This window comes from Nocardia sp. NPDC059180 (assembly GCF_042754945.1).
Lineage (GTDB): Bacteria > Actinomycetota > Actinomycetes > Mycobacteriales > Mycobacteriaceae > Nocardia.
Genome location: NZ_JBHZBU010000001.1, coordinates 485974 through 499490, shown reverse-complemented (window position 1 = coordinate 499490; position 13517 = coordinate 485974). Strand labels below are relative to the sequence as shown.

Annotated in this window: 9 protein-coding genes; all 9 read right to left on the bottom strand. The window is 66.9% G+C overall.

Translation table 11 applies throughout. The features are described 5' to 3' along the window. Nucleotides 1-213: 213 nt before the first annotated feature. The gene (gene fadD32 / locus ACFXNW_RS02325) at nucleotides 214-2127 is read right to left on the bottom strand and encodes a long-chain-fatty-acid--AMP ligase FadD32 (RefSeq protein ID WP_379415285.1); all 1914 of its coding nucleotides are present in this window, start codon (nucleotides 2125-2127) and stop codon (nucleotides 214-216) included. A 194-nt stretch (nucleotides 2128-2321) separates the two neighbouring features. Next, nucleotides 2322-3341, bottom strand: coding sequence for an LLM class F420-dependent oxidoreductase (locus ACFXNW_RS02320; protein ID WP_379415283.1), 1020 nt, complete (start codon nucleotides 3339-3341; stop codon nucleotides 2322-2324). A gap of 132 nt (nucleotides 3342-3473) precedes the next feature. After that, a complete protein-coding gene (locus tag ACFXNW_RS02315) occupies nucleotides 3474-4463 on the bottom strand; it encodes a cutinase family protein (protein ID WP_379415281.1) in 990 nt (329 codons plus the stop codon). After that, nucleotides 4460-4999, bottom strand: coding sequence for a DUF732 domain-containing protein (locus ACFXNW_RS02310; RefSeq protein ID WP_379415280.1), 540 nt, complete (start codon nucleotides 4997-4999; stop codon nucleotides 4460-4462). Before ACFXNW_RS02310 ends, ACFXNW_RS02315 begins: the two co-directional genes overlap by 4 nt. Before the next feature lie 277 nt (nucleotides 5000-5276). Continuing rightward, the gene (locus tag ACFXNW_RS02305) at nucleotides 5277-7151 is read right to left on the bottom strand and encodes an alpha/beta hydrolase-fold protein (protein ID WP_379415278.1); all 1875 of its coding nucleotides are present in this window, start codon (nucleotides 7149-7151) and stop codon (nucleotides 5277-5279) included. A gap of 188 nt (nucleotides 7152-7339) precedes the next feature. Beyond that, nucleotides 7340-8371 (bottom strand): alpha/beta hydrolase, encoded by a 1032-nt coding sequence (locus tag ACFXNW_RS02300; protein WP_379415277.1) that lies wholly within the window; start codon nucleotides 8369-8371, stop codon nucleotides 7340-7342. 561 nt (nucleotides 8372-8932) lie between these two features. After that, complete coding sequence (locus tag ACFXNW_RS02295) at nucleotides 8933-9985, bottom strand: alpha/beta hydrolase (protein WP_379415276.1); 1053 nt, start codon at nucleotides 9983-9985, stop codon at nucleotides 8933-8935. Between the two features lie 298 nt (nucleotides 9986-10283). Next, the gene (locus ACFXNW_RS02290; RefSeq protein WP_379415275.1) at nucleotides 10284-11375 is read right to left on the bottom strand and encodes an alpha/beta hydrolase; all 1092 of its coding nucleotides are present in this window, start codon (nucleotides 11373-11375) and stop codon (nucleotides 10284-10286) included. A 186-nt stretch (nucleotides 11376-11561) separates the two neighbouring features. Continuing rightward, nucleotides 11562-13517 (bottom strand): flagellar motor control protein ZomB, encoded by a 1956-nt coding sequence (zomB, locus tag ACFXNW_RS02285; RefSeq protein ID WP_379416253.1) that lies wholly within the window; start codon nucleotides 13515-13517, stop codon nucleotides 11562-11564.

Genomic DNA, 13517 nt, shown 5'->3' with positions numbered 1-13517 from the left:
TCAAGCTACCTGTAAGCGCGCTGGGCGCGGCGGCGAATGGGCACCGTCGCCCATCTGTCTACGACGCCCAGCGGGCGGGCATCAATCGGTCGAACACGAAGTCTCTCGAACAGCCATATCGGTGAGCGACCCCGCTGCTGTTTCAGCGAGGGCTACCGGAGGCCGGCAGGGCACTCGGCCCGCCGCGGCTCACACCGCGACGGGCCGGACAACTCAAACCTCCGGGGCATCCGGGAAGGCTTGCTGGGTGTAGCCACCCCGCAATGTTCCCCCGATGTACTCGGCCTTGCAGGCGCGACGGGCGATCTTGCCGCTGGAAGTGCGCGGGATGGAACCCGCGGGCACCAGCAGCAAGTCGCGGACGGTCACGCCGTGCCGCTGCGCGACGGCAGCGCGTACCGCGTCGGCAATCGGCAGCGGATCGGCTTTACCGGCGCCAGGGCCACGCTCGGCGACGACGACGAGCTGCTCCGAGGCGTCATCGGCGTCGAACTTGAGCCCGGAGTGGCTGCCCTGGGCGAATACCTCGGGGGGCAACTGGTTGGCGGGCACCGAGAACGCGGCCACGAAACCGGGACGCAGAGCCTTGCTCGCCTCCTGCGCGGAGTACTCGAGGTCCTGCGGGTAGTGGTTGCGCCCGTCGACGATGACCAGGTCCTTGACGCGGCCGGTGATGTAGAGCTCGCCGTCGAAGTAGACGCCGTAATCGCCGGTACGCATCCAGTTGCCGTCGGCGTCGGAGCCCTCGGCGTGGCTCTCGCCCTGACGTTCGGTGAGCTTGTTCTGGAAGGTCGCCGCGGTCTCGTCCGGGCGGCCCCAGTAGCCGATGCCCATGTTGTTGCCGTGCAGCCAGATCTCGCCGACCCGGCCGTCGGCCAGCTCGTGGCCGCCGCCGTCGGATTCGACGGTGTCCGGGTCCACGATCACGGCCCACTGCGACAGCGCCACATAACCGCAGGACACCTGCGCGATGGCGTTCTCCGCGCCCGGATCGACCTTGACGATGCGGCCCGCGTTGAGCTCGTCGCGATCGACGTAGATGACCTTGGCCTCGTCCTCGGCCTTGGTCGCGGAGACGAACAGCGTCGCCTCGGCCATGCCGTAGCAGGGCTTGATCGCGGTCTTGGGCAGACCGTACGGCGCGAAGGCCTCGTTGAACTTCTTCATCGAGGAGGTGGTGACCGGCTCGCTGCCGTTGATCAGGCCGATGACGTTGGAAAGATCCAGCGATTCGCCATCCTTCGGCAGGCCACGCGCGGCGGCGTGCTCGAAGGCGAAGTTCGGGGCGGCCGCGAAGGTACCGGCGCCGTCGGCGACCGCAGCCAGCTCCTTGATCCAGCGGTACGGACGCCGCACGAACGCGGTCGGCGACATGATGGTGATGTACTTTCCGCCGACCGCGGGCAGGATCACCGTCAGCAGGCCCATGTCGTGGAACAGCGGCAGCCAGGTGACGCCGCGGGAATTCCAGTCCAGGTTGATCGCGTCGACCATCTGCAGCAGGTTGGTGCCGACGGCGCGGTGGGTGATCTCCACACCGGCCGGGACCCGGGTCGAACCCGAGGTGTACTGCAGGTAGGCGATGTCGTCGACGGCGATGTCCGGGCGCACCCAGCTCTCGCCGACACTGTCGGGAATGGCGTCGACGGCGATGATGCGCGGACGCTGAGCGGCCGGCAGCGCACGGAAGAACTGACGCACCCCGGCCGCGGAGGAGCTCGCGGTGAGGATGGCCGACGGTTCGCAGTCACCGAGCACGGCGTGCAGCCGGTCGGTGTGACCGGGCTCGTCGGGATCGAACAGCGGCACCGAGATGTTGCCCGCGTAGATGGCGGCGAAGAAGGAGATCACATAGTCGAGGCCCTGCGGGGCGAGGATCGCGACCCGGTCGCCCGGGTTGGTCACCTGCTGCAGGCGGGCGGCCACCGCGCGCAGGCGCACCCCGAACTGCTGCCACGTCAGCTCGTGCACCTCACCGTCTCGCTCGCGCGAGTAATCGATGTAGCGGTACGCGAGCGTGTTCGCGTCATTGCGTGTGTGCTTCTCGACGTGATCGACCAGGGTCCGATCTTCGGGAATTGTGATATTCCCGCTTTCGTCCAGGTAATCGTCGAAAGTCTCGTCCATTCCTTCTCCTCCGAGGCACACGCAGCCAGACGACGACATTCGCCGCTGTTCCCTGTGAGGCCCCGACTCGCTTTCGCCCGCGGGAGCTCGGTCTGCACCGAGCCGGCCCTGCAGTTTTTTTGTTGCGGTCTGCGCGGTGACCGCCTATCGGCTAGATGTTCTCAAACCAGAGACATGTTACAGAGAAGAGCTACTCACTCGTCCCGCAGCAAGGGAATCACCGGTGCGAACGCATCCATCTGGGTGGGGAACACGCCCACATAGGACATCCCTGTGAGTTGACGCACCCGGCGGATCTGGTCGGCGATTTCCTCGAACGAACCGATGGCCACGTAGGGCGAGTTCAAGAGCTCCTCGACCGAGAGCTTCACGTCGACCTCGAGGTCGGGGTGCAGGCCACGATCGATGGCGGCCAGCGCCATCTCTGCGGTCTTCTCCCGGTCGTCGGTGATGACGATCGCGGTGATCGCCCAGTTCAGCTCGATCTGATCGAAGCGCTCACCGGCGGCCTCCTTGATCAGATTCACCTTCTCCAGGGTCTTCTCCATGGTGATACCGGAGAGCAGACCCGTGCCGTTCTTGGTGGTGACCGGAACGACAGAGACGATATCGGCATGCTTGGCGGCCAGCCGCAGCATCTTGGGACCACCGCCGCCGGTGCAGATCGGCGGACGCGGTCCCTGCCGCGGTCGCGGGGTGCCCTTGATGCCACGCACCTGGTAGTACTTGCCCTCGAAGGTGCATTCCTGACCGCGCAACAACACGTCAAGGATGCTCAACGCCTCGTCCAGCTTGGCGAGGCGTACTCCAGGGGAGTCGTAGTCCAGGCCCGCGGCCAGATGCTCGTCGGCCTTCCAGCCCGCGCCGACCCCGACCTCGAGCCTGCCCTTGGACAGCACGTCGATGGTGGCGAGGTCCTTGGCGAGCACCACCGGGTTGCGGAAACCGTTCGCGAGCACCGAGGTGCCCAGCCGAATCCGCTCGGTGGCCTGCGACAGCGCGCCGAGCGCGGCGATCGGGCCGACCTGGTCGCCGAGGTGATCGGGGACGACGAAGGTGTCGAAGCCGTACTCCTCGGCCTGCTGCGCCGTCTGGATGAACTTGCGGGCTCCGCCCTCTTGCTTGTTTCCCTCACCCGCAGCCGCGAAGCGGAACGGACGCAGCGGCGAACCCAGCGCGCTCAACTCACCAGCCGGTGCGGCGGCTTCAGTCATGAACTCATGCTCCTGGCTATCGGACATTGCCTGCGCGGGCCCGCCGCCGGAGCGGGGGCTGGCGCGCGATCATCAGCGCACTTTACAGCCTGACGGTGGCCACCGGACGCCCCGTCCGACGTTGGGAGGACCTCACGAATGCGGCGGCTGCGGCGCCGCCTCGATCAGGCCGTTTGCCCAGTTGACGGTCCACTGCGTCGCAGTCGTGCCATTGGGATCGACCACAAAACCGTTGTAGAGACTGTGCACCGGATTGCCGACCGCGCCGATCAGCGTGCTCAGGCTGCCGAAGATGTTCGTCGGCCGCAGCGCATCACGCGGTGCGTCGCAGATCAGATCGCCCGGCGAGCAGATCGTGTAGGTGCGATCGGTGACCGTGCCGAACCCGCCCGGTCGCGGACCCGTCATGGTGATTCCGGGGACATTGAGCCCGGCCAGCGCCACTTCGGCGCCGACACCCGCCGGAACGGGCCCGATCTGGGTCGGCTGACCCGGCCCGGTCTCGCCGGTGCGGCGGCCGTCGGCGATCAACGTCACCCCGAGCAACAGATCGGCCGGAATCGGTCCGTTACCCGCGCCGACCTGGGCCGCGATATCGCCCGCTATCACCGCACCCTGGGAGAACCCGGCGAACACGTACGAGGTCAGCGGGCATTCGGCGTGCCGGGCAGTGAGCGCGTCGACCATCCGCCGGGTGCCTTCGGAACGGCTGTTGTTGTAGGACTGCTGGCCGTCCGGGGGCAGCGCGATCGGATTGGAGAACTGCGCGACGTAGGGGACGGTGTAGATATCGAGCCGCTCGGCCGGGAACTGTTCGTTCAACGGCCCGGTGATGTTCAACATCAGCGAGGCCGGGTTCGCGGTCGGATTGTGCGGATCGTCGTTGCTGCTCGACTCCCAGGTGCCCGGCACCGAAATCATCTGCACGTCAGGGCAGCTCGCAGGCTGGCTGGTCGGCCGCTCGGGTGGCGGCTTGGGACCCGGCTCGGGTTCGCGTAAACGCCCCGCGAGCAGATACCACGCCAGCACCACCACGACGACTACCAGCACTGCCAGGGCGAGCAGCACCAGACATCCCACCGGCCTGGACCGGCGGGATCTCGACCCGCGACGCGCGCTCACTGACAGTACGTCTGCTTCGAGACGTTGATGTAGATCTGTCCGGCCTGCTCAACAGGCATCTTGGACGGATCGAACGCCGGATCCGCGCCCGCCATCGCGTTCGCGTAAATCGCAATCTCGGCGTCGGGCTTGCCCGCCGCGACGGCGCCACAGACATAGTTGGCGATGGTGACCGCGTCTGCCGGGTTGGACGGGTTGACGCCCTGCTTGTTCAGCTCCTCGATGAGCTTCTTCTCCTTGTCACCGAGGTCCGCGGTCTCGGCGGGCGGAAGGTCTTCCGCAGGCACCGGCGCCGGGCGCTCTTGCGGCGCAGCCTCCGGAGTTGCTTCCGGGCTCGGCGCCGCGGGCGGAGCGGACTCACCCTCCGGCGCGGGCGCAGCCGTTGCGGATCCGGTCGCCTGCGCAGCCGCCGACGTGGAGGGGGTCAGCGTTGGCGTGCTCGACGCCGTCGAATCGTTGTCACCGCAAGCGGTGAGCAACCCGGCTGCGGCGATCGCCACCGCAACGCCGACTACCTTGCCACGGGTCCGAAACATGAAAATCCTTAGTTATTGGCCGCTGGCGCGGCGGGGTTTGCGGGCCCTGATGTCTGGTGTTTCCGGCCGCTGCTCGCCTTCGGCTTGCGCAGCGACCTCGGATCCACGAAACGGGCCGCAAACCTCTGAGGTTTCCTTGGGGGGCGAACACCGAGGGTAGTACCCAGTCGCGAATACGGCCGCTCGGCTCGGAAGTGTGGCATATGACACAGGCCGCAGTGCAACCGCACCTACCTGCCTACGTGGGCGGCGAAGGACTGCGCACTTGCCGCCGCGATCAGGGGTGGACTTCGGTCTTGCCGTCGCGGACGGTGATGAATCCGGCCTGGAAGTTCTGCTGGACGCCGCCGGGGATGGCGAACTCGTCGCTGATCGGGAAGCCGAGGCGGCCGTTCTCGAAGCCCGCATCGCGCCAGGCGTCCATGATCGGGCCGTTGCGCACCGCCCAGGCGCCCGAGAGCGGGCTCCAATAGACATTGCCGCCCTCGAAGCGGCTGTAGCGGCCGAGATCCTTCACCGGCTGTTCCGCAGCGGCCGGGAAGCCGAGCCAGCTGTTCTCGAAGCCCATCTCGGCGTACTTGCCGAGGATCAGACCCTCGACCCGGTGCACGCCGGTGGCGGGACTGAAATACATCGGGCCGCCCTCGAAACCCTGCACCGCACCGTCACGGTTGGGCGTCTTGATCTCGGGGCCGACCGGATAGCCTGCGGGACCGCCCTCGAACCCCTGCTTGCCCCACTCCTCGAGAATCGCGCCGCGCACCACCTGGGCGCCGGTCTGCGGTGTCCAATAGAGCGAACCATGCTGGAACGGCTGCAATCTGCCGCGTCCGTCGGGCAGGCCGCGCTCCGGGCCCGTCGGCAGGCCGAGCACACCGGCGGGGCCCGCAGCGGCCTGGTAGCCACCGCCGATCATGCCCGCGACCGGATGCGCCCCACCGTCTTTCGAGAACAGCACCCGCCCATGCCGGAAGTCCTGGGCCACACCGCCGTTCACCGGGTACTCGCCGGTCAGGCAATCGCCGAGCCAGCCGTTGCCCGCCAGGACCGGGCCGATGGCGCCGCCTACCTCGCAGGCGGGCTTGTCGGCTTCCACGCCGAGCGCGGCGGCGGCATGCGGCCAGGACTGACGCATCTCGAAATCCCAGTACGGCCACGAATGAGTACCGGAGGCACGGTAGTTCACCTGCACCGGGATACTCAGGTCCCCGAGCTTGGTGACAAAATTCTGCGACGACATCCGGGACAGGATCTCCAGACCCATACCGGCGAGGTTGGTGCTGATGCCCGGCACGATGCCGCCGGGCGCGTCGAAGGGTCCCGTCGCACCGGACCCGCTCGACACATAGAGGCTGACTCCCTTCAGCTTCTCCGCCAGCAGATACGGGTCGTGCTCCTCCCACAGCGGGTTGGTCGGCGGACCCCACATCGCGGCCGAGTCGTAGCCACCGGCATCGCGCATGGCGAAATTGATCGCCTGCGGCATACCCAACGTGGTCGTGGTGAGGAACCCTGAGTACGAGGCGGCGTACTTCAGGAAGTCACGGTTGCGCGCGGCCAGAAACATGGCGGCCGTCCCGCCCATCGAAAGGCCCTCCATGCCACGCACATTCGTGGCCCGCCATTGGCCCTCGAGCAGCGGTGGGAGCTCCTTGGTCAGGAAGGTCTCCCACTTGTAGTTCTTGCCGTTGTTCGGCTCGAGCCAGTCGGAATAGAAGCTGGACTGCCCGCCTACCGGCAGCACCACGGTGACGTTCTTGTCGGCGAAGAAATCGACCGCGCCCGCGTCCTGGATCCAGCCGCTGACCTGCTCGGTGGCGCGCAGTCCGTCGAGCATGTACAGCACAGGGAACCTCGCGTCGGGCCTGGTGTTCCAGTCCCTGGCCAGCAGCAGCCGGACCTGGATCGGCGCGCCCATGGCCGGCGAGTTCACCCACAGTTCGACATGGCGGTCGGTCAACCAGATGACGTTGCGCAAGGTGGCCGGCGCCGCCGCGGTGACGGCGGGCTGCGCCTGAGCGGGCGCCTGCGCGAGCGAGAGCCCGGCGGCCAGGGGCAGCACCAGGCCGGTGGCGAGCGCGGGCAGGATCGAGCGCGGCTGCCGGTCGAACCGTCCGCCGCTGCCCCGCCGACCGCGCGAAATACCTACCACATGGATGTTTGTACCCCGGTGGGTCCGGTGTTCCCGGGAGGACGCGCCCAGAGCAAACCATTTGGTTTCGCCCTCGGCGCCAGCGCATCCCGCCCGCGCGCCCGATCATCGACCTGCGCTCGAACAAAAAAGCGCCGCCCGCTTCCCTGGGAAAGCGGGCGGCGCCCGAGTGCTTCAGTGACCGATGATCACCAGGCGCCGGTGGCGTCCAGGAACATCTTGCGGGAGGCGAAGAGCTGACCCTCCCAGTACTTCCAGCTGTGGGTACCCGAGGCCGGGAAGTCGAAGTGGGCCGGGATGCCCAGCTTGCCGAGGCGAGCCTGGAAAGCGCGGGTGTTCACCAGCGACAGCGCCTCGAGGGCCATCGCGTTACCGGTGTTGAACACGCCGATCGCGGAGTTCGGGTTGTCGTGCTGGCCGGGCAGGCCGCTGGCCGCCGAGATGTACATCGGCAGACCCTTCAGCTGCGGCGCGAACACGAACGGGTCCATCCGCAGCCAGGCCGGGCTCCACGGCGCGGCCATCGAGTCGACGTTGTAGCGGCCGGCGTCAAGCATCGCGATGCGGATGGCCTCGCGCATACCGGGCGCGGAGATGTTCAGGTAGCCGGAATAGGACGCGGCGGCCTTGAACTGGTCGCGGTGGTAGGCGGCCAAGGCCAGGGCGGCGCTGCCACCCATGGACAGGCCTGCGACCACGTTGTTGGTGCGGGAGACGCCGTAACCCTCGAGGAAGGTCGGCAGCTCGCGGGTCAGGAAGGTTTCCCACTTGTAGGTGGTCTTCTGACCGTTGGTGTTGGACGGGGAGTACCAGTCGGCGTAGAAGCTGGACTGGCCGCCGACCGGCATCACCAGGGTGATGTTGTCGTTGCCGAACTGCTCCATCGCGTTGGTCTCGAACGACCAGGCGTTGCGGTCGTCGCGGGCGCGCAGGCCGTCGAGCAGGTAGAGCGCCGCGTTGCCGCCACGCTTGGCCCACTGCACCTGGACCTTGATCGGACCCATGCTGGACGGAACCATCAGTTCCTCGTAACCACCGGCGGGCGCGCGCAGGGCCGGGCCGTGCACCGGAGCCGCCATGGCGGTCGGAGCGGCCACGCCTGCGGCGATCGGCAGCGCTAACGTAGCGGCGCCGACGGCCAGAATCCGGTTACGCCAACTGCGAGGCGCGCCTCGCCGTCCCGTGGCCCTCTTCGGGGCGGCCGCCCTGCCGAAACGCATGAATCCTGCTCTCTTTCTGCTGTTGTGGAGCCAACCCGCGGTCCGCGGACGACACCCGTTCTGTGTCAACGAGACGCCGCCGGTGCCTGTACCCGAATCCCGACCTTCCGGTACAGCCGTCGACGGCGCTACAACGATCTGGTCACACTGATGCTCGCTGGACGATATTCGACCCCCGAATCCTTAGCAAGACCGGGGTTGAAGTGGTGGCCGAAATCCGCCCGCGACAATCGGTGATCGTGCGGTGACACTACCGTGTCCCGTCGTTGATGTCGCGGCGGACCACATTATTTGTTCGTTATCCCAAATCAACGGTGGCGCACCAAGATCACCAACGCCCGGCCGAACGCATCGGCACGCCGGATGAAGTGATCATGAACGGACCGGGGCGAACTCCGCACGGCATCGATCCGGGCAACTTTCCCGCGTACTTCGAACTTCGCACATCGATTCGAGGAATAGCGGTATAAATGCGCCGGAAATAGCCGGACAACATGAATTCGGGCCCTGCCCGGACACCCGTGGTCGGCGTGCCGGACAGGGCCCTGTCGAATGTGCGGCTCAGCCGATATGCGCCGACAGGTCCGGCGTCATCCGAGCCACCTCTTCGGCCCAGTAAGACCAGGCGTGAATACCGACGTTCGGGAACGAATAGACCACGTTGTTGGCACCCAGCGTCGCCATCCTGATCTGGAAGGCGCGGGTGTTGGCCAGGGCCAGCGCCTCGAGCGCCATACCGTTGACGGTGCCCGCGGTGGGCCCGTCCGTCGGACCCGGCAAACCGCTGCCCGCAGAGATCCACAGGCGGGTGTTGTGGTCACGCAGCAGCGGAGCGAACACGAACGGGTCCATCCGCAGCCACTGCGGGCCCCACGGCGGCGCCATCGAGTCGACGTTGTAGCCACCTGCGTCGAGCATGGCCATCCGGATCGCCTCACGCATACCGGGCGCGGAGATATTCAAGTAGCCCGAGTACGAACCGGCGAAGCTGAACTGATCCGGGTGATACGCGGCCAGCGTCAGCGCCGCACTGCCACCCATCGACAAACCGAATACGCCATTGCGGTTCGGATTGAAGCCGAGCCGGTCGCGCAGGGCCCAGCGCAGATTCTGGGTCAGGAAGGATTCCCACTGGTACCGATAACTCTTACCCGGACCCGCGGCGAGCGCGTTGAGCGCACCGGAACCCGAGGACGACCCGGTGCCCGGCGGTATGCCTGCGAAACTGCTCGGCGCATTCCAGTCGGCGTAGAAGCTGGACATACCACCGACCGGCATGACGACATTGATGTTCCAGTCCGTCAGCAGCTGCGCGACATTGGTATCGATCTCCCAGCCGCTCAGCGTCTCGGGGGCGCGAAGACCGTCGAGGGCATAGACCACGCGGTTGGTGTTGCCGTCCTTGGCGCGGAAGATGCGCGATTTGATCGGGCCCATCCCGGAATCGACCCAGAAATCGAACCCGGACGGGTTGAACGCCGCCGAGGCGGGCGCAGCCGGACCGGCTATCGAAACCCCCATGGGGACGAGCATCGCCGCGGCGACTCCTATCGCCGCACGCTTCACCCATGAGCCGGACCGCACCGATCTACCGGGCCTGCGCGCACTTCGCATTCGACTAGACCTTTCGCCTGGACAGCCGGTCAGCAATCGTATGGCTACGAAACCGGCCCCCTCATCGGACACCGGGTGATCGCGCTCGACGATCTTGGAGCGCGCCCACCTGTGTGCATGTTCCTGATGTATCAATCGACAATGAATGCCTCCATGTTGCTGGATGGTGATCCATCACACAACTCGCGGAGCCTTCCGTATGCACATTCGTTGCCGAGTAGACCGAGGACGCCCTGGTGAACGAACAGGCCGCCCGGCGCGTGATGCGCCGGGCGGCCTGGTGATCGAGCTGTTGCTATCAGCCGATGTGTGCCGACATATCGGGGATCATCCGGTAGACCTCGGACTCCCAGTTCCGCCAGTTGTGCACTCCGACGGGCGGGAAGCTGTAGGTCACGTTGCCCGCACCCAGCGACATCATCCGGACCTGGAAGGCCCGGGTGTTGACCAGTGCCAGCGCCTCGAGCGGCATGCCCTGGATCATGTCCAGCGGCGCGGTGGCGTCGGCCGGACCGGGCAGACCGCTACCGGCGGCGATCCACAGACGGGTGTTGTTGTCCTTGAGCCGCGGCGCGAAGACGAACGGATCCATCCGCAGCCACTGCGGACCCCACGGCGGTGCCATGGCGTCGATGTTGTAGCCGCCCGCGCTCAGCATGGCCATGCGCAGTGCCTCGCGCATACCGGGCGCGGAATTGTTCAGGTAACCGGAGTAGGAGCCGGCGAAGCTGAACTGATCCGGGTGGTAGGCGGCAAGGGTCAGGGCGGCGCTGCCACCCATCGACAGGCCGAAGACACCGTTGTTGTTCGGGTTGAACCCGAGCCGGTCACGCAGCGCCCAGCGCAGGTGCTTGGTGAGGAAGGTTTCCCACTTGTAGGTGTTGGTCTTGCCGAGGGTCTCGGTCCAGCCCGACGAGCCGGTCGCGGCCGAACCGGACGACGAACCTGAGGACGAGCCCGCCGAACCGGTGTTGAGACCGAGGAAGTCACTCGGCCCGTTCCAGTCGGCGTAGAAGCTCGACGGGCCGCCGACGGGCATGACCACGTTGATGTTCCACTTGGTCAGCTCACGGACGACCTCGGTCTCGATCTCCCAGCCGTTCAGGTCGCCACGAGCCCGCATACCGTCCAGGGCGTACACGACCCGGCCGGTGTTGCCGTCCGCGGCGCGGAAGACGCGGGACTTGATCGGCCCCATCTCCGAATCGACCCAGAAGTCGATTCCGGCGGGGTTGAATGCTGCCGACGCCGTCGCGCCGGGGCCTGCCACCGACGCCCCGAGCGGTAGCAGCACTGCCAGCGACATGAGCATCGATCGCTTCAACCAGGACCCGGCTCTTCGGACTCCCGGTCGGCCACCGTGCGCTCTGCGCGCGATCACGCCTCGCATGTGTTCTCGGCCTTTCGTCATGCGGCGGGTCGCCGCGTTCGTTGGTGCCGCCGTGCCCACGCCCACGTTTCGGACAGAGCACGACGGGGTACCACGGCAGCCTAACCCGTGACCTATGCCGGAGCGTTATCAAAAAGAGACAAAGTGAGGCACGCCGCTTTGTTCACGGCGCACTGGACAACGCACTCAGCGCGGTGGCTGTGGGTAGGGATCGACCAACCCGCAACGCTGGATCTCGTACTTGGGCACCCGATCAATACGGTACTTCGCGAAGCTCAGCGCATTGCGGAGGTTGTGCTTGAACCGATCCCATGTCAGCTCGTCCCGGTAGGAGACCATCAGCGCGTGGGTCTGCGGGCACGACATCGCGACCCTGGCCTGCGTCACCCATTTCTCGTCCAGGTACCAGGGCATCCACGGCTTCTGGTCGACCATGCCGGTGTCGACGATGACCCAGTCCGGGAACAGGCTCTTGTCGTGGCCGATGCGGCCGTCCTCGAGCCGGTCGGTGTGCGCGGCCAGCGGATACGCCAGACCCATCGGATCGATCACCCGCACGTCCAGCGGGACGTTCATGCTGGTCATGCCCAGGTTCAGGAAGTAGACCGTATGACCGGCGCCGTCCTCGGGGATGGGCTGCGGCGGAGGGGCGACGTACCAGAACATGAACGACGGCGAATTGAGCAGCAGCCCGCCGTTGGGGTTGGCCATGATGTCGTTGACCATCGGCCGCATCCTGGCGTAATCGAGGTAGTCCTCGGCCAGGATCGGATGATCGTGGCCGGTGTTGAGCACGTAGTAGACGCGCTCGTCGACGATGCCGGACGAGCTGATCTTGGTGCCGGTCGTGATCGCGGTCGTGCCCATGGCGAACAGCGACCACACCACCGTGCCGACGAGCGCGAGCGAGGTGGCGGCGAAGGCGGCGCTACCGGCGGAGATCGAGCGCAGCCCGCCCTCGGGCAGGCGCACCGGCAGCACCGCGACGGGGGCGAGCAAGCAGAACAGTTGCGACAGCAGCATCCGGCCGTGCATGAAGTCACCGCCGACGCGCAGCGCGTAGACCGTCAGGATGACGCCGCTGCCGAGCATGAGCGTGACGACCGCGGCGGGCGAACGCAGCCAGGTACGCAACCGGGCCGTCCAGCGGACGCCGGCCTCTTCGGAATCCTCCGCGGCGGCGGCGACCTTGCCTGCACCGGCTCGACCGGCTCGAGCCGCCACGATCCCGGCGAGCAGCAGAATCAGCAGCGGCACCCACAGGGAGTACGGACCGACCAGATCCCACAGATAGGTGAAGCCCTGCTCCCATTTGGCGCCACCGGCGTCCTTGGCCACGGCGGTGTTCGGGTACGGCAGACCGTAGTAACCCATCCGCCAGATCTGGTAGCCCAGCGGCAGCAGCCCTGCCACCGCGACGATGATCAGCCGCAGCATGCTCGGGCGCAGCCGCGATTCGGGCATCGGCGCGAGGAAGATCATCATCAGTGCCAGGCCGCCGACCAGCGTCATCTCCGGACGGATCAGCGGAGCGAGCCCGGCGAGGAACACCAGCCCGAACAGCGCGGGCACCCGCACCCGTTCGGCCTGACTCCACCGCACCATCAGCCAGAACAGCAGGCCGAGCCAGGCGATGACCAGGCCGCTCTCCAGGCCGGAGGTCACATAATCACGCGCGGGCGGCACCGCGATATAGACCAGCGCCCCCGCGGGCAGCAGCAACGCCGAGGACGTACCGCCCCACAGCCGCGCCGCGCCGAGCATGGCGAACACGATCGCCAGCACCGACAACGTCATCGCGACACCGAGTACCACGTATTCCAGGCGCGCCTGGGTGAGCCAGCTGAAGAACCAGACGATGTAGGTCCATGCGGTACTGGTGTTGGTTTCGACCCGTTCGCCCGCGTTGAACACCGGGCCGTTGCCCGCGAGCAGGTTGCGCACGGTGCGCAGCACGATCAGGCCGTCGTCGGCGATCCAGCGGCGTTGCCAGCCGCCGATCGCGAACAGTGCGGCGGTGAGCACCACCCCACCGACGAATGTGGCCCGGGATAGTCGGGTGAAACGCGAAGCCGGGGCGGTCTGCTCCTCGGCAGCCGCCCGCTCCGCGTATTCGGTTCCCTCCACTCCCGCTACCAGCAT